This is a genomic window from Pseudonocardia sp. P-1 (assembly GCF_058111925.1).
In genome coordinates this window covers 1,640,727-1,660,459 of sequence record NZ_CM176614.1, presented here as the reverse complement: position 1 = coordinate 1,660,459, position 19,733 = coordinate 1,640,727, and the positions used below count along the sequence as shown (strand labels likewise).

Below are 19,733 nucleotides of genomic sequence, written 5' to 3'. Positions count from 1 at the left end.
CAGTGGGCGACAAGAGCGTGACCGGTCCGGTGACGGACCGGTCACCTCTGCTGTCCGCACTCGGTGTGGACCTGGACGAGGCGCTGCTCACGCTGGCGCTCACCCACCGGTCCTACGCCTACGAGCACGGCGGTCTGCCGACCAACGAGCGCCTGGAGTTCCTGGGCGACTCGGTGCTGTCGATCGTGATCACCGAGCGGCTCTACCGGGACCACCCGGACCTGCCCGAGGGGCAGCTGGCGAAGCTGCGCGCGAGCGTGGTCAACATGCACGCGCTCGCCACCGTCGCGGTGGCGCTGCCGACGCCGGACGACGGGCCGCACGGCCTCGGCGCGTACCTGTACCTGGGGCGCGGTGAGGAGCTGACCGGTGGCCGGTCGAAGGCCAGCATCCTGGCCGACGCCACCGAGGCGCTGCTCGGCGCGGTGTACCTCGCGCACGGCCTCGAGCCGTCCCGCGAGCTGATCCACCGGCTGTTCGCGGACCTGCTGCACAGTGCCCCGCTGCTCGGCGCGGGCCTGGACTGGAAGACCAGCCTGCAGGAGCTCACCGCCGCCGGCGGGCACGGCGTGCCCGAGTACCGGATCGACGAGGAGGGCCCGGACCACCTGAAGGTGTTCACCGCGACGGCCGTCGTCGGGGGTCGTGACCTCGGCAGCGGTGCGGGGCGCACCAAGAAGGAGGCCGAGCAGAAGGCGGCCGAGATCGCCTGGCACGCGCTGTCCGACGAGAGTGCCGGCTCCGGGCGGTAGCCGTCGATGCCGGAACTGCCCGAGGTCGAGGTCGTCCGCCGCGGCCTCGCCGACCACGTGCTGGACCGGCGGATCGCCCGCGTCGAGGTGCTGCATCCGCGCGCGGTACGCCGGCACCCGACCGGCGCGGACGACTTCACCGGCCGGCTGACCGGGCGCACGCTGTCCGCGGCCGCGCGGCGCGGCAAGTACCTCTGGCTGGAGCTGGACACCGCGGGCACCGGCGACGACGCACTGCTCGCGCACCTGGGCATGTCCGGGCAGATGCTGGTGGAGCCCCCGGACGCGCCCGACGAGAAGCACCTGCGGGTCCGCGTCCGGTTCGACGACGACGGCCCCGAGCTCCGCTTCGTCGACCAGCGCACCTTCGGCGGGCTGTCGGTGCACCCGCTCGCCGCGGCCGCGGGCGGCGGCCTGGTGCCCGAGCCGGTCGCGCACATCGCGCGCGACCCGATGGACCCGGCGTTCTCGGCCGACGACGCCGTCGCGGCGCTGCGTCGCCGTCGCACCGAGGTCAAGCGTGCGCTGCTCGACCAGACCGTCGTCTCCGGGATCGGCAACATCTACGCCGACGAGGCGCTGTGGCGGGCCCGGCTGCACGGCACCCGGCCCACCGGGAAGCTCACCCGGGCCCAGGGTCACGCCGTCCTCGACGCCGCGACGACCGTCATGCACGAGGCGCTCGCCCAGGGCGGGACCTCCTTCGACGCGCTGTACGTCAACGTCAACGGCGCCTCGGGCTACTTCGACCGCTCCCTGAACGTCTACGGCCGGGCGGACCGGGCGTGCCGTCGCTGCGGCACCCCGATCCGCCGGGACGCGTTCATGAACCGCTCGTCGTTCACCTGCCCGCGGTGCCAGCCGGCGCCGCGGCCGCGTCGCTGAGCGGCGCGGGGGTCAGGAGCAGTCGCGGCGCAGCAGGTCCTCCGGGGTGTCGCGGCGCAGCAGCGGCAGCGACGCCCCCGCGGCGACGGCGATCACCGGCGGGCGCGGGACCTGGTTGTAGGTCGACGCCATCGACGCGTGGTACGCGCCGGACACCGGCACCGCCAGCAGGTCCCCGGGCGCGACGTCGGCGGGCAGCCGGACGCCGTCGGCGATCACGTCGGAGGACTCGCAGTGCCGCCCCGCCACGCGGACCGTCTCCAGCGGCGCCCGGGTGGCGCGCCCGACGAGCCGGACCGGGTAGCGGGCGCCGTAGAGGGCGGGGCGCGGGTCGTCGCTCATGCCGCCGTCGACCAGCACGGTGGTGCGGCCGTCGCCGCAGCGCTGCACGGCGCCGACCCGGTAGAGCGTCACCCCGGCCCGGGCGACGACCGCGCGTCCCGGCTCGACCAGCAGCCGCGGCTCGTCGATCCCGTGCGCCGCGCAGGTCCGGGCCAGGGTGCCCCGCACGGCCCGGCCGAACGTCGCCGGGGCCAGGCAGGGCTCGCCCTCGGCGTAGCCGACCGCGTGGCCGCCGCCCAGATCCAGCTCGGCGACGGTGATCCCGTACCGCGCGCGCAGCGCCGCGATCACACCCACCATCCGGACCGCGGCGCGCTCGTAGCGCGACACCGACGGCACCTGCGAGCCGAGGTGGCAGTGCAGCCCGGCCAGCTCCAGCTCGGGGCGGGCCAGCACCCGTCCGGCGACCTCGCACGCCTCGGCGGGCGGCATCCCGAACCACGACGACGCGGTGCCGGTCGTGAACCCCGGGTGGGTGCCGGCGTCGACGTCCGGGCTGATCCGCAGCAGCACCTTCTGCCGGTGCGGCGCGAGCGTGGCGATCCGGTCGACCTCCGCCGCCGAGTCCAGCACGACCCGCCCGACGCCCGCGGCGAACGCCGCCTTGAGGTCCTCGTCGGTCTTGACGGTGCCGTGCAGCACGATCCGGTCGCCGGGCAGCCCCGCGGCCGCGGCCACCGCGACCTCACCGCCGGAGCAGGCGTCGACCGAACAGCCCTCGTCGGCGACCAGGCGGGCCATCCCGCGGCAGAGGAACGCCTTGCCGGCGTAGACGATCTCGGCGTCGGGCAGCGCGGCCCGGTAGGCGCGGCAGCGGGCGCGGACGTCGGCGGTGTCGAGCACCTGCACCGGGGTGCCGAAGCGGGCGGCGAGCCCGGCGAGGTCGACCCCGCCGATCTGCAGGGCGCCGTCGGAGGTGGCGCGGGTCGTGAGCGGCCACAGGCCCGGCTCGAGGCGGGCGGCCAGCGTCGGGCGGAGGGAGGGGAGCAGGTCGGCGAGGGTCACCGGGATGACTCCTTGGTGGCGGGCGCCCGGTGCGGGCGCCGTGCTCCTCCGTTGTCACCCCGCGGGCGCCTCCGTGCCCGTTCCCGCTACGCCGCCCTGACGGGGCCGGTGCCACCACTGGCGGCACCTTGACACGCACGGGGTGCAGTGGTGCGCGCACTACTGCGCACTGCGTAGTACTCTCCGGTGCGCAAGGAGGTGCGATGGACACCAGTCAGCTGCTCAAGGGAGTGCTCGACCTCGCGGTGCTCGCCGTGCTCGACCGCGGGGACGGCTACGGCTACGAGGTCGTCCGTGCGCTGCGCGCGGCCGGGCTCAGCGAGGTGGGGGACGCGTCGGTCTACGGCACGCTGCGCCGGCTCTACGGTGCGGGCCTGCTGACCTCCTACGTCGTCCCCAGCGAGGAGGGGCCGCACCGCAAGTACTACGCGATCAACGAGCCGGGCCGGGCCCGGCTGCGGGAGACGACCGACCGGTGGCGCGCGTTCGCCACCACGATGGAAGGCCTGGTGGGCACGTGAGCACCGACGGCACCGGCGGCCCCGACGGCGCCGCCACGACCCGGATCGGCGACCCGGTCGGCACCGAGTACCTGCTCGGGTTGCGGGAGGCGCTGTCCGACCTGCCCCCGGCGGAGGTCGAGGAGATCGTCGAGGACGCGCGGGGCCACCTCGCCGACCTCTCCGACGAGCTGGGCCCCGGCTTCGACCGGGCCGCGGTCCGCGAGCGCCTCGGCACGCCGGAGGCCTACGCAGCGGAGCTGCGCGCGGCCGCGGGCTATCCGGCCCCGCAGGCGCCCGCCGGACGCCCCCGCACGGGCGGGGCGTGGTTCGCGGTGGCCGCGCTCCTCGGCGCCACCGGCCTGATGGTCCTCGCGGGTCCCGCCGTGTGGCAGGTCGGGCCGTCGGCGTCGTTCCCGATGTTCCTCGCGGCCCTGGCCGCCGGGGCCGGTGTGCTCGCCGTGTGGACCGACGGGCCGGGACAGCCGTCGGTCGCGGCGCTGCCGTCGGTGGTGGCGCTGCGCGAGCGGATCGCTCGGACCCGGGCCGACGGCGGGGTCGGCGGGTTCGTCCTGACCCTCCAGCCCGGCTGGTGGGTGCTGCGCGGGCTGGTCGCGGCCGGGCTCGTCGGATGGGTGTTCGGCGGGGGCGGGTCCGCCGGGCTGCTGATCACCGTCGTCCTGGCCGTCGCCGCGGTGCCGCTGTCGGTGCTGCTCGGCCGCCGCAGCGCGGTCGACCGCCGGCTGCTGTGGGCCGTGGTGCCGCTGAACGCACTGGCCGCGGGCCTGCTGGTGGCCGGGGTGCCGGCCCAGGGGCAGGACCGCACCACCGACGTGTCGTCGTACTCGCCGCCGCCGGGGCTGACCCTGGACGGGAACACGGTGTCCGACGTGCGGCCCTTCGACGCGAACGGCAGGCCTCTGACCGGGGTCTACCTGTTCGACGAGAACGGCCGCCCGCTCGCCGTCGACGACGGTCACTGCCCCACCGACGGCTCCGCGGCCACCTCGACCGTCCCGGCGCCCGGGCCGTACCCGCAGGGTGTGCGCACGACCGACCCGTCGTCGGGGGAGTGCGTGACCGTGCCCCCGCCGCCGCTGGTCGTGACGATCCCGCAGACCACGGCGGCCCGTCCGGGTACGCAGGCGCCGCCGACCGCACCGCGGGCGACCCCGGCACCGGCCACGCCCGGAGCCGGCGGCTGAGCCGGGGGCCGGGCGTCCACGGGGGGTGGGCGCCCGACCCTCAGAGCCAGTCGTTGTGCTTGAACGCCAGGTACAGCCCCAGTCCGAGCAGCAGCATCAGCCCGATGGCCATCGGGTAGCCCAGCGCCCAGTGCAGCTCCGGCATCTCGTCGAAGTTCATGCCGTAGATGCCGGCGATCAGGGTCGGCGCGAACAGGATCGCCGCCCACGACGACACCCGCTTCATCTGCTCGTTCTGCGCGAAGCCCGCCTCGGTGAGCCGGGTCATCTCCTCGTTCTGCCGCTGCGCGACCAGGGTCGAGTTGACCGTCAGGATGTTGCCGAGCAGGTCGCGGAACCCCTCGACGCGCTCCCGCACCCGCGTGGCGTGGTCGATCACGTCGCGCATCGCCCGGCGCAGCTCCAGGTCCGGGGCGTCGCCGGACTTGGCGAACCGGGCCCGCAGCTCGACGAAGATCTCCTGCAGCGGCTCGACGGCCCGCTGGAACGCGATGACCTGCCGGGTCAGCTGGTAGATGCGCCGCGACACGTTCGGGTCGCCGCGGAAGACCTGCACCTCGATCTCGTCGATGTCGTCCTGCAGGCCGTCGAGGACGGGGAAGTAGTCGTCGACGACCCGGTCCAGCACCGCGTAGAGCACCGCCATCGGGCCGTGCGAGAGCAGGTCCGGGTCGCTCTCCAGCCGGTCGCGGACCTCACCGAGCTGCGGCTCGGCGGCGTGCCGGACGGTGATGACGAAGTCCGGTCCGAGGAACAGGTGCACCTCGCCGATCTCGACGACCTCGTCGGAGTCGACGTAGCGGGCCGGGCGCAGCACCACGAACTCGGTGCTGCCGTAGCGCTCCAGCTTGGGGCGCTGGTGGGCGTTGACGGTGTCCTCGATCGCCAGCGCGTGCAGCCCGAACTCCGCCGCGACCTGGTGGATCTCGTCGACGCCCGGCCGCAGCATGCCGATCCAGCAGAACGCGGGTGCCTCGCCGCCGTGGTCGGCACGGCAGCCCTGCAGCGCCTCGACCGCGCTGTCGACGGAGTCGGGCGCCGCCGCCCGCTTGCCGTCGACGTAGACCGCGTTGTCGATCACCGACATGCACAGACCTCCCCGCCGGGCCGGCCGGGCGGGTGCCCGGGCCGTCACCGAGCAGGGTAACCAGCGCTGTGCCGCGCAACCGCCGGGACGAGGAGGTGGGCCACCAGCGCGGTCGCCGGCAGCCCGGCCAGGAGCTCCAGGTCCCGCGCGCCGGTGTGCAGCTCGGCGAGGCGGTGCAGCCCGAAGCCGTCGGCGAACCCCCAGCAGACCGCCGCGGCGGCCAGCGCACCGGCCGCCGTCGTCGCGACGGCGAGCGCCGCCGTCCCCACCACCGCGACGGCGACCGCGACCGCGGCGACGAGGCCGGGCCCGGCACCGGCGGCCCCCGCGGCACCGGCGGCGAGCCCCGCGGCGACGCCGGTGGCGATCGCGGCGACGAACCCGGCGCCCCCGGGCAGGGGCGGCGGGACCGGACGGGCGGGGCGGCGCTGCAGCATGCGCGGGAGCGTGCGCCCCCGGCGGCGGACCGGCCCGGCCCCTGACGCGGTGTTGGCGTCGTCACGCGCGTGTGTTGACGGGTTCCTGAGACCGACCGCCCGTCCGGGGGACGTGATGGCCACCACCGGGCGTCAAGAACGCGTCAACGCGCGCCCCGGTGGGCGTCAATCCGCCGTCATCGCCGCGGGCACGACCCCCGGTGCGGCGCACGATCCCCGCAGCCCGCCGGACATGCCGGCGGGTGGGCACGACCGAGGAGAGTCCCGTGGCCGACCTGGCCTACACCGCGTTGCTGGTGGCGTCCTTCGCCGTCCTCGCGCTCACCCTGCGCGGGATGGAGAAGCTGTGATCGCGAACATCGCCGGGGGTGTGCTCGCCCTGGCCCTGCTGGTCTACCTGGTGATCGCGCTGCTCCGCCCGGAGCGGTTCTGATGGCGGGGCTCGCGCAGGCGGCGGCGCTGGTGGCGCTGCTCGCCGTGACCTGGAAGCCGCTGGGCGACTGGATGGCGCGGGTCTACACCGACACCCGGCACTGGCGGATCGAGCGGTTCGTCTACCGGGTCTGCCGGATCGACGCCGCGTCCCCGCAGCGCTGGACGACCTACGCCGCGGGTGTGCTGGGCTTCTCGTTCGTCTCGATCGCGCTGCTCTACCTGATGCAGCGGCTGCAGGCCTTCCTCCCGCTCGGGTTCGGCCGCGGCACCGACGGCGCCACCTCGGTGTCGCCCGCGATGGCGTTCAACACCGCGGTGTCGTTCGTGACCAACACGAACTGGCAGTCCTACGTGCCCGAGCAGGTGCTCGGTCACACCGTGCAGATGGCCGGCCTGACCGTGCAGAACGTCGTGTCCGCCGCCGTCGGCATGGCGGTCGCGGTCGCGCTGATCCGCGGGTTCGTCTCCCGCGGCGACGACGACGGCCGCATCGGCAACTTCTGGGTCGACCTCACCCGCGGCGTCACCCGGATCCTGCTGCCGGTCGCCGTCGTCGCCGCCGTCGCCCTCGTCGCGACCGGCGTCGTGCAGTCCCTGCGCTCCGGGGTGGAGATCACCGCCGTGGACGGCTCGGTGCACACCCTCCCGCTGGCCCCGGCCGCGTCGCAGGAGGCGATCAAGGAGCTCGGCACCAACGGCGGCGGGATCTTCAACGCGAACTCCGCGCACCCGTTCGAGAACCCGGGCCCGGTCGCGAACCTGCTGGAGATCTTCCTGCTGCTGGTGATCCCGGTCGCGCTGACCCGGACCTTCGGGGTCATGGTCGGCCGGGTCCGCCAGGGCGTCGTCCTGCTGTCGGTCATGGGCGGCCTGTGGGCGCTCATGCTCGCCGCCGCCTGGCTCGCCGAGACCCACCCCAACGGCCCCGCCGCGCTCGCCGCAGGTGGTGCGCTGGAGGGCAAGGAGGTGCGCTTCGGCATCCCCGGCTCGGTCCTGTTCGCGGTGTCGACGACCGGGACGTCCACCGGCGCGGTCAACTCGATGCACGACAGCTACTCCGGCGCCGCCGGCGGAGTGGCGCTGCTGAACATGCTGCTCGGCGAGGTCGCCCCCGGCGGGGTCGGAGCGGGCCTCTACGGCCTGCTCGTGCTCGCCGTCATCGCGGTGTTCCTCGCCGGACTGATGGTCGGCCGGACCCCGGAGTACCTCGGCAAGAAGCTCGGACGCCGCGAGATCACCTACGCCGCGGTGTCGATCCTGGTCATGCCGGCGTTCGTGCTGCTGGGGGCCGGTCTGGCGATCGCCCTGCCGGGCACCGCCGACGCCCTGAACAACGACGGGGCGCACGGCTTCTCCGAGGTCCTCTACGCCTGGGCCTCGGCCGCCAACAACAACGGCTCGGCGTTCGCCGGGATCACCGTGACCAGCGACTTGTTCCAGGCCGGGCTGGGGACGGCGACGCTCTTCGGGCGCTTCGTGCCGATCCTCGCCGTCCTCGCGCTGGCGGGTGCCCTGGCCCGCCAGCGCCGCGTCCCGGCCGGGGCGGGGACGCTCCCGACCGACGGCCCGCTGTTCGCCGGCCTGGTCGGCGGCACCGTCCTGCTCGTGTCCGCGCTGACCTTCTTCCCGGCGCTCGCGCTCGGCCCGATCGCCGAGGCCCTCTCGTGAGCCGGCGCCCCACCCCGCCCCCCGCCCCCACCCCGACCCCGTCGTCCGCCTCCGGCGGTGCCCCCAGGGGAACCTTCGTGGCTTACAGCGCTACGAAAGTGACCCTCGGAGCGGACGGCGGTGGGGGGACCCCTCGACCGGAGGAGACCGTGTCCGTGTCCACCGAGCGACCCACCGGGCCGCAGACGTCCGGCCCGGCGCCCGCGCCCGTCGCCGGAGGGGCCTTCGCCCCACGCCAGCTGCTGGCGGCGCTGCCCGAGGCGCTGCGCAAGCTCGATCCGCGCGTGCAGGCCCGCAACCCGGTCATGTTCGTCGTCTGGGTCGGGTCCGTGCTGGTCACGGTGCTCGCCGTCGCGGACCCGAGCGTGTTCGCGGTGCTCGTCGCGGTGTGGCTGTGGTTCACCGTGCTGTTCGCCAACCTCGCCGAGGCCGTCGCCGAGGGGCGCGGCAAGGCCCAGGCCGCTTCGCTGCGCGCCACCCAGCGCGACACCGTCGCCCGCAGGCTGGTCACCGACTCGCCCGCCGACCGCGACGCCGCCGAGGAGCAGGTCCCCGGCGCGCAGCTGCGCCTCGGCGACCTCGTCGTCGTCGAGGCGGGGGAGACGATCCCCGGCGACGGCGATGTCGTCCACGGCATCGCCTCGGTCGACGAGTCCGCGATCACCGGCGAGTCCGCGCCCGTCATCCGGGAGGCCGGCGGCGACCGCTGCGCCGTCACCGGCGGCACCACGGTGCTGTCGGACCGGATCGTCGTGCGCATCACCACCCGGCCCGGGGAGTCCTTCGTCGACCGGATGATCGCGCTCGTCGAGGGCGCGGCCCGGCAGAAGACGCCGAACGAGATCGCCCTGACGATCCTGCTCTCGGCCCTGACGATCATCTTCCTGCTCGCGGTCGTCGCGATCGCCCCGATGAGCGCCTACGCCGGCACGCAGGTCCCGCTGCTCGTGCTCACCGCGCTGCTGGTCTGCCTGATCCCGACCACCATCGGCGCGCTGCTGTCCGCGATCGGCATCGCCGGCATGGACCGGCTGGTGCAGCGCAACGTGCTCGCCACCTCCGGCCGCGCCGTCGAGGCCGCCGGTGACGTCGACACGCTGCTGCTCGACAAGACCGGCACCATCACCTTCGGCAACCGTCGCGCCACGGCGCTGCACGGCGTGGGCGGCACGGGGACCGACGAGCTCGCCCGCGCGGCCCGGTTGTCGAGCCTGGCCGACCAGACGCCCGAGGGTCGCAGCATCGTCGAGCTCTGCGCGTCCGAGCACGGGCTCGCCCCCGAGGCCGACGCCGCGGAGGCCGTCGCGGAGTTCGTGCCGTTCACCGCGCAGACCCGGATGTCGGGTATCGACCTCGACGGCGAGGTCGTCCGCAAGGGCGCCGCGGCCGCGGTCCTGGAGTGGGCTCAGGCCGCCGACCGGGCCGAGGTCGACCGCATCGTCGAGACCGTGTCCGACGCCGGCGGGACCCCGCTGGTCGTCGCGGCCGCCGACGCCCCGGACGGGCGCGGTGCCCGCGTGCTCGGCGTCATCGAGCTGTCCGACGTCGTCAAGCCCGGCATGGCCGAGCGCTTCGCCGAGCTGCGCACGATGGGCATCCGCACGGTGATGGTCACCGGCGACAACCCGCGCACCGCGGCCGCGATCGCCGCCCGGGCCGGCGTCGACGACCACATCGCCGAGGCCACACCGGAGGACAAGCTCGCCTACATCCGCCGCGAGCAGGAGGGCGGTCGGCTGGTCGCGATGACCGGCGACGGCACCAACGACGCGCCCGCGCTCGCCCAGGCCGACGTCGGCGTCGCCATGAACACCGGCACCTCCGCCGCCAAGGAGGCCGGGAACATGGTGGACCTGGACTCCGACCCGACCAAGCTCATCGAGATCGTCGAGATCGGCAAGCAGCTGCTGATCACCCGCGGCGCGCTGACGACGTTCTCCGTCGCCAACGACCTGGCGAAGTACTTCGCGATCCTGCCCGCGATGTTCGTCGCGCTGTACCCGTCGCTGGGGCTGCTCAACGTCATGGGCCTGGCGACGCCGGAGTCCGCGATCCTCTCCGCGGTGATCTTCAACGCGCTGGTGATCGTCGCGCTGATCCCGCTCGCCCTGCGCGGGGTGCGGTACCGGCCGTCGTCGGCGGCGTCGCTGCTGCGCCGCAACCTGCTCGTCTACGGCCTCGGCGGGGTCGTCACCCCGTTCGCCGGGATCGCGTTCATCGACCTGCTCGTCCGTCTCGTCCCGGGGATCTGATGCTCACCACCCTGCGCCGCCAGACCGCCACCGGTCTGCGCGTGCTCCTCGTCATGACGGTCCTGTGCGGGATCGTCTACCCGCTCGCGATCTGGGGCGTCGCCCGGATCCCGGGCCTGGAGGCCCGGGCCGAGGGCTCGGTGCTGCCGGGCGGCACCGGGTCGTCGCTGCTCGGGATCGACCCGGTCGCGCCCGACCCGTCCGCCGACCCGTTCTTCCACACCCGGCCCGCGGCGTCGGCGGAGGCCGAGGACGGTCTCGGCCCGGCCGACACCGCCACCTCCGGCGGGTCGAACAAGGGCGGCTTCGACGACGGGCTGCTGGCCGCCGTGCAGCAGCGCCGCGCGGTGATCGCCGCCCGCGAGGGCGTCGCGCCGCAGGCGGTCCCGGCCGACGCGGTGACCGCGTCGGCGTCCGGGCTCGACCCGGACATCAGCCCGGAGTACGCGGCCCTGCAGGTGCGCCGCGTCGCGCGGGTCACCGGACTGCCCGTCGCGCGCGTCGGCGAGCTCGTCGCCGCCGCGACGTCCGGGCGCAGCCTCGGGTTCCTCGGGGAGCCGCGGGTGAACGTCACCGAACTCAACCTGTCCGTGCGGGACGCGCGCGGGTGAGCAGGGCCGACAATGGCCGGATGAGGGGTGAGCTCCGCATCCATCTCGGCGCTGCGCCCGGGGTCGGCAAGACCTTCGCCATGCTCGGCGAGGCCCACCGCCGCCTCGGGCGCGGCACCGACGTCGTCGTCGGTGTCGTGGAGACCCACGGCCGCGACCGCACCGCCGCGCTGCTCGACGGGCTGGAGGTCGTCCCGCGCCGGGTCGTGGAGCACCACGGCACCCGGCTGGAGGAGATGGACCTCGACGCCGTCCTGGCGCGCCGCCCTCAGGTCGCGCTGGTCGACGAGCTGGCCCACACCAACGCGCCCGGCTCGCGCAACGCCAAGCGCTGGCAGGACGTGCAGGAGCTGCTCGCCGCGGGCATCGACGTCATCTCCACGGTCAACGTGCAGCACCTGGAGTCGCTCGGCGACGTCGTCGCGACGATCACCGGGGCCCGGCAGCAGGAGACCGTGCCCGACGACGTCGTGCGCGCCGCCGAGCAGATCGAGATCGTCGACATCACCCCGGAGGCGCTACGCCGCAGACTCGCCCACGGCAACATCTACGCCGCGGAGAGGGTCGACGCCGCCCTCGCCCACTACTTCCGGGTCCCCAACCTGGTCGCGCTGCGCGAGCTGGCCCTGCTGTGGATCGCCGACGAGGTGGACACCGCGCTGCGCCGCTACCGCAGCGAGAAGCAGGTGGACGAGATCTGGGAGACCCGCGAGCGCGTCGTCGTCGCGCTGACCGGCGGACGGGAGTCGGAGACGGTGCTGCGGCGCGCGGCGCGGATCGCGAAACGGTCCGGCGGCGCGGACCTGATGGCCGTGCACGTGCTGCGCGGCGACGGCCTGTCCGGCGGCCAGGTCGGCGCCGCCGACCGGGTGCGCCGGATGGCCGAGGGCGTCGGTGCGTCGTTCCACACCGTCGTCGGCGAGTCGGTCGGGGACGCCCTGCTCGACTTCGCCCGCGGCACCAACGCCACCCAGGTGGTGCTCGGCACGTCGCGTCGCTCGCGCCTGGCGCGGGTGTTCGACCCGGGCATCGGCGCGCGCGTCGTGCAGGAGTCCGGGCCGATCGACGTGCACATGGTCACCCACCGTGAGGCCGGTCGTGCGCTGCGCCTGCCGCGACTGCGCACCGCTCTGCCCGCGTCCCGCCAGGCGCTCGGCTGGGTCGTCGCCGTCGCGGGCCCGGCCGTCGCGACGGTGCTGGGCGTCGTCCTGTCACCGTGGGTGGACCTGTCCACCGACGTCGTCCTCTACTTCCTCGCCACCGTGCTCGCCGCTCTCGCCGGCGGGCTCGGCCCGGCCCTGCTCGCCGCCCTGCTCGGCGGGCTGCTGCTGAACTTCTTCCTCTCCCTGCCGCTGTACTCCCTGGTCATCGCCGACCCGGGCAACGTCCTCACCGTCGCGACGATGCTGCTGGTCGGTGTGCTCGTCGCGCTGGTCGTCGACCGGGCGGCGCGGCGCGCCGAGCAGGCCGCGCGGGCCCGGGCGGAGGCGGCGCTGCTGGCGTCGTTCGCGCGGACCGTGCTGACCCGCTCCGACCCGTTGCCGCGGCTGCTGGACAAGGTCCGCGAGAGGTGGGCGCTGCGGTCGGTCGCGCTGCTCGAACGCGGCGAGGACCGGGTGTGGCGCCGGGTCGCCTGCACCGGCGACGCCGGGGACTGCGCGCGGCCCGACCAGGCCGACGTCGACGTCGTCGTCGCCGAGGGGCTGCACCTGGTCGGGACCGGCCGTACCCTCGCCGCCGCGGATCGCAGGCTGCTGGAGGTCGTCGGCGGGCAGGCGCTGCTGGCGCTGCGCGGGCAGCGTGCCGAGGCCGGCGCCGCCGACGCCGAGCGGCGCGCGGCGGCCAACGAGACCCGCGGGGCGCTGCTGTCGGCCGTCGGGCACGACCTCCGTAGCCCGCTGACCTCGATCAAGGCGGCCGCGGGCAGCCTGCGCGACGAGCACCTGCCCCTCGACGACGCCGACCGCGCCGAGCTGCTCGCCACCGTCGAGGAGTCCGCGGACCGGCTCACCGCGCTGGTGGACAACCTGCTCGACTCCTCGCGGCTCGCCGCGGGCGCGGTGACCCCGCTGCTCGCCCCGGTCGGCTACGACGAGGTCGCCGCGACCGCGTTGCTCGGCCTGGAGGGCGCCGACCGGGTCCGGCTGGAGATCGGCGAGGACGTGCCCGACGTGCTCGCCGACGCCGGGCTCCTGGACCGGGTCGTCGCCAACGTCGTGGACAATGCCCTGCGCCACGGCGGCGGGTCCGAGGTCGTGTTGCGGGCCAGCGCCTACGCCGACCGGGTGGAGCTGCGGGTGGTCGACCACGGCCGCGGGGTGGCTCCCCGCGAGCGGGACGCGCTGTTCGCGGCGTTCCAGCGGCTCGGCGACCGCGACGCCGTGGCCGGGCTCGGGCTGGGACTGTCGGTCGCCCGCGGGCTGACCGCGGTGATGGACGGAGAGCTCACCGCCGAGGACACGCCCGGCGGGGGCCTCACCGTCGTCGTGTCGCTGCCCGCCGCGGCCGTCGTGGTGGCGTCGTGAACGCGCCCGCGCGCGGCGCCGCGAACGGGGTGCGGGTGCTCGTCGTCGACGACGACCCGCAGATCCTGCGGGCGCTGCGGATCAACCTCACCGCGCACGGCTACACGGTGCTCGTCGCCGCCGACGGCTCGGCCGCGCTGCGGGCGGCCGCGGACGGGCATCCGGACGTCGTCGTCCTCGACCTGGGGCTGCCCGACCTCGACGGCACCGAGGTCGTCGAGGGGCTGCGCGGCTGGAGCACGGTGCCGGTGATCGTGCTGTCCGCGCGCACCGACTCCACCGACAAGGTCCGGGCGCTCGACGCCGGCGCCGACGACTACGTCGCCAAGCCGTTCGGGATGTCCGAGCTGCTGGCCCGGCTCCGGGCCGCGGTGCGCCGCGCCGCCGTGTCGACCGTCGACGGCGAGGCCGTCGTGACCACCGCGGACTTCACCGTCGACCTGGCCGCCAAGACGGTCGCACGCACCGACGGCGCCGAGGTGCACCTGACCCCGACCGAGTGGGGGATCCTGGAGCTGCTGGTGCGCCACCGCGGCAAGCTCGTCGAGCAGAAGCGGCTGCTGCGCGAGGTCTGGGGCCCGCAGTACGGCACCGAGACCCACTACCTGCGGGTCTACCTCGCCCAGCTGCGCCGCAAGCTGGAGCCGGTGCCGTCGCGGCCGAAGTACCTGATCACCGAGGCGGGGATGGGGTACCGGTTCGACGGCTGAGCAGGCCTCAGCGGCCGAAGTCCTGGGTCCAGTACCCGTCGGCCAGCCCGACGCCGATCGTGGTCAGCGAGCAGTCCAGGATGTTCTTCCGGTGCCCGGGGGACTCCATCCAGTCCTGCACGACGGTCGCCGCGTCCGGCTGGCCCATCGCGATGTTCTCCGCACCGGGGGAGCCGTAGCCCGCCGCGGTGATGCGGTCGGCGAAGTCCCGGCCGTCGCGGCTGTCGTGGGCGAAGTAGCCCTGGGCGGCCATGTCCTCGCTGTGGCCCTGGGCGGCCGCGCTGATCCGCGGGTCGGCCCGCAGCGCACCGCAGCCCGCGGCGGCCCGCTCGGCGTTGGTCAGCTCCACGACCCGGGCGAGCTCGCCGGACAGCCCGGCCACGGCGCCCCTCGCCGACGGGACCGCCGGACGGGCGGCGGGGCCCGGCCCGGAGGCGCGGCCGGTGACGGGCTCGGCGGTGGCGGCCGCGGCGGTGGCCACCTCGTGCGCGGAGAGCGCGTCGAGCGCGGTCCGGGCGGAGGAGCCCGGGTCGGCCGGGGCGGCGGCGAGCGCACCGCGGACGAGCGCGGCGCCGTCGACCGGGGCGCCGTCACCGGCCGGGGCCGGGGCCGTCGTCGCGTAGGCGGCGCCGACCGCCCGGAGCGGCCGGGTGTCGGAGACCGGTCCACCGGGTCGTTCGGCGTCGGGCGAGCCCACTGCTGTGAGCGCCGGTGCGGCGAGCGGGGCGGCCATGGCCAGCACGGCGCCGGCCCCCACCCCGCCGAGCACGGCGCTCGCGGCGCGCGGTGTGCGTCGTCGGGTCACGGCCGCGTAACGTATCAGCACTGTGAGTGGCAACACGGATTCGACCGTTCGGCTGATCGCGTGGGTCCAGGGGGAGGTGCAGGGCGTCGGTTTCCGCTGGTGGACGCGGTCGCGGGCGCTCGAGCTCGGCCTCGTCGGCCAGGCCCGCAACCTGTCCGACGGCCGGGTCGCGGTGACCGCGGAGGGTGACCGCTCCGCCTGTGACCGTCTGCTGGACCTGCTGCGCGGCGGGGGCACCCCGGGGCGGGTGACGTCGGTGTCGGAGCAGTGGGCTGAGCCGTCCGGCGCATTCTCCGGGTTCGTCGAGGCCTGACCGCTCAGTTCTGTCGGTGCGGGGGTCTACACCTGTGCCCACACCGACACCGGGAGGTCGCGATGCCCGTCCAGATGAACCCCTACCTGCACTTCGAGAACCAGGCGCGGGAGGCGATGGAGTTCTACCGCTCCGTGCTCGGCGGAGAGCTGCAGGTCATGACCTTCGGCGACATGGGCGCCGAGGGCCCCGTCCCCCCGCCGGACGGCGTCATGCACGCCTACCTCGGCACCCCCGACGGCTTCGCCCTGATGGCCTCCGACGGTGACCCGCAGCGCCCGGTGGGGCCGCCGTCGGGCATCTCGGTCAGCCTGTCCGGCGACGACCCGGACAAGCTGCGTGGCTTCTTCGCCGGGCTCGCCGAGGGCGGCGTCGTCGACGTCCCGATGGAGAAGCAGATGTGGGGAGACGAGTTCGGCCAGCTCACCGACCGTTTCGGCGTCCGCTGGCTGGTCAACGCCTCCGCCCCCACCACCTGAGGGTGCGCGGGCGGGCCGTCGGGCACGGCGGCCCGCCCGGCTACCCTGGTCGCCCCCGCGCACCTGGAGATCCCCGCCCGTGCACCTCAAGACGCTGACGATGAAGGGCTTCAAGTCCTTCGCCTCGGCCACCACGCTGCGCCTGGAGCCCGGGATCACCTGCGTCGTCGGGCCGAACGGCTCGGGCAAGTCCAACGTCGTCGACGCGATCAGCTGGGTGCTCGGCGAGCAGGGCGCCAAGGCGCTGCGCGGCGGCAAGATGGAGGACGTGATCTTCGCCGGCACGTCCGGCCGGGCGGCGCTGGGCCGCGCCGAGGTCACCCTCACCATCGACAACTCCGACGGCGCCCTGCCGATCGACTACTCCGAGGTCTCGGTGACCCGCCGGATGTTCCGCGACGGCGCCGGCGAGTACGAGATCAACGGCTCCCGCGCCCGGCTGCTCGACGTGCAGGAGCTGCTCAGCGACTCGGGCATCGGCCGGGAGATGCACGTCATCGTCGGACAGGGCCAGCTCGACGGGGTGCTGCAGTCCAAGCCGGAGGACCGCCGCTCCTACATCGAGGAGGCCGCCGGGGTCCTCAAGCACCGCAAGCGCAAGGAGAAGGCCCTCCGCAAGCTCGACGCGATGCAGGCCAACCTCACCCGGCTCACCGACCTCACCGCCGAGCTGCGCCGCCAGCTCAAGCCGCTGGGCCGCCAGGCCGAGATCGCCCGCCGCGCCCAGGCCGTGCAGACCGAGCTGCGCGACGCCCGGCTCCGCCTGGCCGCCGACGACTACGTGACCCTGTCCGAGGAGACCCTGCGGGAGGAGGCGTCCCAGGAGCAGGCCCGGCGCCGCCGCGCCGAGGTCGAGGAGCAGCTCGACGTCGCCCGCGGGCGCCAGGACGAGCTGGAGACCGCGCTCGCCGCGGACGCGCCGCGGCTGCAGGTCGCCCAGGACACCTGGTACCAGCTCTCCGCACTGGCCGAGCGGCTGCGCGGCACCGTGCGCCTCGCCGAGGAACGCGTCCGCCACCTCACCTCCTCGGCCGAGGCGGGGCGCACCCCCGGCCGCGACCCGGACGAGACCGAGGCCGAGGCCGACGCGGTCGCCGAGCAGGAGGACGAGCTGGTGGCCGCCGTCGCCGACGCCCGGCGCCTGCTCGACGAGGCCGTCACCGAGAAGGCCGAGCGCGAGCGGACCCTCGCCGCCGCCGAACGCGAGCACCTGGCCGCCGTGCGTGCCATCGCCGACCGTCGCGCGGGGATCGCCACCCTCGCCGGGAAGGCCGACGCGCTGCGCTCCGGCGTCGCCGCGACCGCGGAGGAGATCGAGCGGCTGTCCGAGGCGCTCGCCGAGGCGGGCGCCCGCACCGCCGAGGCCGAGGCCGAGCTGGAGACCGCGCGGGAGTCCCTCGGCGTGTCCGGGGACGACGCGGACGCCGACGCGCTCGCCGCCCGGGTCGAGCAGGCCGAGGCCGCGCACCGCAGCGCGGCCGAGCGGGTCGCCGAGCTGGTCGCCGCCGAACGCGACGCCGAGCAGCGCCGCGCGCACTGGCGCGCCCGGGTCGACGCCCTGCAGGTCGGCCTGGTCCGCCGTGACGGCACCGGCGCCCTGCTCGACTCCGGCGACGACGGGGTGCTCGGCGCCGTCGCCGAGCTCGTCGAGGTCGAGCCGTCCGGGCGGGCCGCGGTCGCCGCGGCGCTGGGCGAGCTCGCCGAAGGCGTCGCCGTCGCCTCCATGGTGTCCGCGGCCGACGCGCTGCGGTCCCTGCGCCGTGGTGACGCGGGCCGGGCCGCGCTGCTCGTCGGCGCCGGGGCCGCGGGGGCCGACCGCTCCGCCGGGCGGGTGCCGGTCCCGGTCCCCGAGGGCGCCCCGCCCGCCGGGCGCTGGGCGGCCGCGCTCGTCACCGCCCCGCCCGCGCTCGCCCCGGCGCTGGGGGAGCTGCTGGCCGGGGTGGTCGTCGTCGACGGCCTGGACGCGGCGGCCACCGCCGTCGGGGCCCGGCCGGGGCTGACCGCGGTCACGACCGAGGGGGACCTGCTCACCGCGCACGCCGCCCGCGGCGGCACCGGTGCCGGGGAGGGCGCGCTGCAGCTGCAGGCCGCCGTCGACGACGCGGTCACCGCCCGCGACGCCGTCGACGCCGAGCTGGAGTCGCTGCGCCCCACCTGCGAGGGTGCCCGCGCCGAGGAGACCGCCCGCGGGGCCGACCTGACCGCGGCCCGCGCCGCCGTCGCCGACGCCGACCGGCGCCGCTCGGCCGCCGCCGCCCAGCTCGGGCGGCTCGAACAGGTCGTCACCTCCGCCCGCGCCGAGGCCGAGCGGCTGCGCGACCGCCGCGACACCGTCGAACGGCGGCGGTCGGACTCACTGATCGAGCTGGAGGCCGCCGAGCACCAGCTGTCGCTGGCCTCCGACGCCCCGGTCGACGACGAGCCCGACACCGAGCTGCGTGACGAGGCCGCCGAGCGGGTCGAACAGGTCCGCTCCGAGGAGGTCGAGTGCCGTCTCGCGCTGCGCACCGCCGAGGAGCGGGCCCGCGCCATCGCCGGGCGCGCCGAGACCCTGCGCCGCCAGGCGCACGGTGAGCGCCTCGCCCGGTCCCGGGCCGCCGCCGCGGCCGCGGAACGGGAGCGGGCCTCCGAGGTCGCCCGGCTCGTCGTCGACGCCGGGCACGTCGCCGCCGGGCGGATCGAACGCTCCCTGGCCGCCGCGGCCGCCGAGCGCGACGAGATCCAGGCCGCCCGCGCCGAACGCGAGCGGGCCCACACCGAGGCCCGCGACACCACGACGAAGCTCACCGCGCTGCTGGAGAAGCTCACCGACGCCGTCCACCGCGACGAGATGGTGCGCCAGCAGACCCGGATGCGCCTGGAGCAGCTGACCGAGAAGATCCTGGGTGACCACGGCATCGGCGTCGACGACCTCGTCGCCGAGTACGGGCCCGAGGTCCCGGTGCCGCCGTCGGCCGCCGAGACCGCCGAGTACGAGGCCGCACGCGAGCGCGGCGAGCAGGTCTCCGCGCCGCCGCCGGTCCCGTTCGACCGGCCCACCCAGGAGCGCCGCCTCAAGCGGGCCGAGAAGGACCTGTCGCTGCTCGGCAAGGTCAACCCGCTCGCGCTGGAGGAGTTCGCGGCGCTGGAGGAGCGCTACAAGTTCCTGTCCACCCAGCTCGAGGACCTGAAGAACACCCGGCGTGACCTGCTCACCGTCGTCCGCGAGGTCGACGACAAGATCCTCGAGGTCTTCACCACCGCCTACCACGACGTCGCCGCCGAGTTCGAGACCGTGTTCGCGACGCTGTTCCCCGGAGGCGACGGCAGGCTCGTGCTCACCGACCCCGACGACATGCTCACCACCGGCATCGAGGTCGAGGCCCGCCCGCCGGGCAAGAAGGTCAAGCGGCTCTCGCTGCTGTCCGGCGGGGAGCGCTCACTGACCGCGATGGCGCTGCTCGTCGCGATCTTCCGGGCCCGGCCCTCGCCGTTCTACGTTCTCGACGAGATCGAGGCCGCCCTCGACGACGTCAACCTGCGCCGGCTCATCTCGCTGATGGAGGAGCTGCGCACCACCAGCCAGCTCATCGTCATCACCCATCAGAAGCCGACGATGGAGGTCGCCGACGCCCTCTACGGTGTCTCGATGCGCGGCGACGGCATCACCCAGGTCATCTCCCAGCGCCTGCGCCCCGCCTCCTGACCGGCTGACCGGCCCGTCCTGCACGGCGGGCCGGCCG

At 75.4% G+C, this 19,733-nt stretch carries 17 protein-coding genes; 13 read left to right on the top strand and 4 right to left on the bottom strand.

Going from position 1 to position 19,733, the window contains the following annotated elements; translation table 11 throughout:
* The first annotated feature begins 2 nt into the window (after positions 1–2).
* Both rnc and mutM read left to right on the top strand, forming a co-directional pair.
* Entirely contained in the window at positions 3–752 is a 750-nt protein-coding gene (gene rnc / locus AC0GKK_RS07980; RefSeq protein ID WP_208821126.1) for a ribonuclease III, read from the top strand.
* A gap of 6 nt (positions 753–758) precedes the next feature.
* Positions 759–1,637, top strand: a complete 879-nt coding sequence (mutM, locus tag AC0GKK_RS07975) for a bifunctional DNA-formamidopyrimidine glycosylase/DNA-(apurinic or apyrimidinic site) lyase (RefSeq protein ID WP_482636887.1) — start codon at positions 759–761, stop codon at positions 1,635–1,637.
* Positions 1,638–1,649: 12 nt separating this feature from the next.
* Here the strand turns inward: mutM and lysA are convergent, their stop codons facing one another.
* Positions 1,650–2,984 (bottom strand): diaminopimelate decarboxylase, encoded by a 1,335-nt coding sequence (gene lysA / locus AC0GKK_RS07970; protein ID WP_489883497.1) that lies wholly within the window; start codon positions 2,982–2,984, stop codon positions 1,650–1,652.
* Positions 2,985–3,187: 203 nt separating this feature from the next.
* Between lysA and AC0GKK_RS07965 the strand changes: the two genes are divergently transcribed.
* Positions 3,188–3,505: a PadR family transcriptional regulator gene (locus AC0GKK_RS07965; RefSeq protein ID WP_178376874.1), complete on the top strand. Its 318-nt coding sequence runs from the start codon at positions 3,188–3,190 to the stop codon at positions 3,503–3,505.
* Positions 3,502–4,689 (top strand): HAAS signaling domain-containing protein, encoded by a 1,188-nt coding sequence (locus AC0GKK_RS07960; RefSeq protein WP_476654129.1) that lies wholly within the window; start codon positions 3,502–3,504, stop codon positions 4,687–4,689. The genes AC0GKK_RS07965 and AC0GKK_RS07960 overlap by 4 nt, the downstream gene beginning before the upstream one ends.
* Before the next feature lie 40 nt (positions 4,690–4,729).
* On the opposite strand, the gene AC0GKK_RS07955 is transcribed toward AC0GKK_RS07960, so the two are convergent.
* On the bottom strand, positions 4,730–5,776 hold the full coding sequence (locus AC0GKK_RS07955; protein WP_062400981.1) for a magnesium and cobalt transport protein CorA: 1,047 nt from the start codon (positions 5,774–5,776) through the stop codon (positions 4,730–4,732).
* Between the two features lie 44 nt (positions 5,777–5,820).
* A complete protein-coding gene (locus tag AC0GKK_RS07950; protein WP_482636889.1) occupies positions 5,821–6,213 on the bottom strand; it encodes a hypothetical protein in 393 nt (130 codons plus the stop codon).
* Positions 6,214–6,559: 346 nt separating this feature from the next.
* Between AC0GKK_RS07950 and kdpF the strand changes: the two genes are divergently transcribed.
* From kdpF to AC0GKK_RS07920, 6 genes are all read left to right on the top strand, one after another.
* The gene (kdpF, locus tag AC0GKK_RS07945; RefSeq protein WP_062400985.1) at positions 6,560–6,646 is read left to right on the top strand and encodes a K(+)-transporting ATPase subunit F; all 87 of its coding nucleotides are present in this window, start codon (positions 6,560–6,562) and stop codon (positions 6,644–6,646) included.
* Complete coding sequence (gene kdpA, locus AC0GKK_RS07940; RefSeq protein ID WP_482636890.1) at positions 6,646–8,316, top strand: potassium-transporting ATPase subunit KdpA; 1,671 nt, start codon at positions 6,646–6,648, stop codon at positions 8,314–8,316. The genes kdpF and kdpA overlap by 1 nt, the downstream gene beginning before the upstream one ends.
* Before the next feature lie 149 nt (positions 8,317–8,465).
* Positions 8,466–10,568 carry a potassium-transporting ATPase subunit KdpB gene (gene kdpB / locus AC0GKK_RS07935; protein WP_482636891.1) on the top strand — a complete coding sequence of 701 codons (2,103 nt, stop codon included), beginning with the start codon at positions 8,466–8,468 and terminating at the stop codon, positions 10,566–10,568.
* On the top strand, positions 10,568–11,179 hold the full coding sequence (locus AC0GKK_RS07930; protein ID WP_482636892.1) for a potassium-transporting ATPase subunit C: 612 nt from the start codon (positions 10,568–10,570) through the stop codon (positions 11,177–11,179). The genes kdpB and AC0GKK_RS07930 overlap by 1 nt, the downstream gene beginning before the upstream one ends.
* A 20-nt stretch (positions 11,180–11,199) precedes the next feature.
* A complete protein-coding gene (locus AC0GKK_RS07925) occupies positions 11,200–13,704 on the top strand; it encodes a sensor histidine kinase (RefSeq protein ID WP_482636893.1) in 2,505 nt (834 codons plus the stop codon).
* Complete coding sequence (locus AC0GKK_RS07920; RefSeq protein WP_489883496.1) at positions 13,701–14,414, top strand: response regulator; 714 nt, start codon at positions 13,701–13,703, stop codon at positions 14,412–14,414. The genes AC0GKK_RS07925 and AC0GKK_RS07920 overlap by 4 nt, the downstream gene beginning before the upstream one ends.
* 7 nt (positions 14,415–14,421) lie before the next feature.
* On the opposite strand, the gene AC0GKK_RS07915 is transcribed toward AC0GKK_RS07920, so the two are convergent.
* Positions 14,422–15,219: a CAP domain-containing protein gene (locus tag AC0GKK_RS07915; RefSeq protein WP_489883495.1), complete on the bottom strand. Its 798-nt coding sequence runs from the start codon at positions 15,217–15,219 to the stop codon at positions 14,422–14,424.
* 22 nt (positions 15,220–15,241) lie between these two features.
* On the opposite strand from AC0GKK_RS07915, the gene AC0GKK_RS07910 reads away from it, so the two are divergent.
* The 3 genes from AC0GKK_RS07910 to smc all read left to right on the top strand — a co-directional run bounded on the left by AC0GKK_RS07910 (position 15,242) and on the right by smc (position 19,696).
* Positions 15,242–15,532: an acylphosphatase gene (locus tag AC0GKK_RS07910; protein ID WP_405418629.1), complete on the top strand. Its 291-nt coding sequence runs from the start codon at positions 15,242–15,244 to the stop codon at positions 15,530–15,532.
* Between the two features lie 62 nt (positions 15,533–15,594).
* Positions 15,595–16,011, top strand: a complete 417-nt coding sequence (locus AC0GKK_RS07905; protein ID WP_308818454.1) for a VOC family protein — start codon at positions 15,595–15,597, stop codon at positions 16,009–16,011.
* A 79-nt stretch (positions 16,012–16,090) separates the two neighbouring features.
* Positions 16,091–19,696, top strand: a complete 3,606-nt coding sequence (smc, locus tag AC0GKK_RS07900) for a chromosome segregation protein SMC (protein WP_489883494.1) — start codon at positions 16,091–16,093, stop codon at positions 19,694–19,696.
* Positions 19,697–19,733 lie beyond the last annotated feature (37 nt).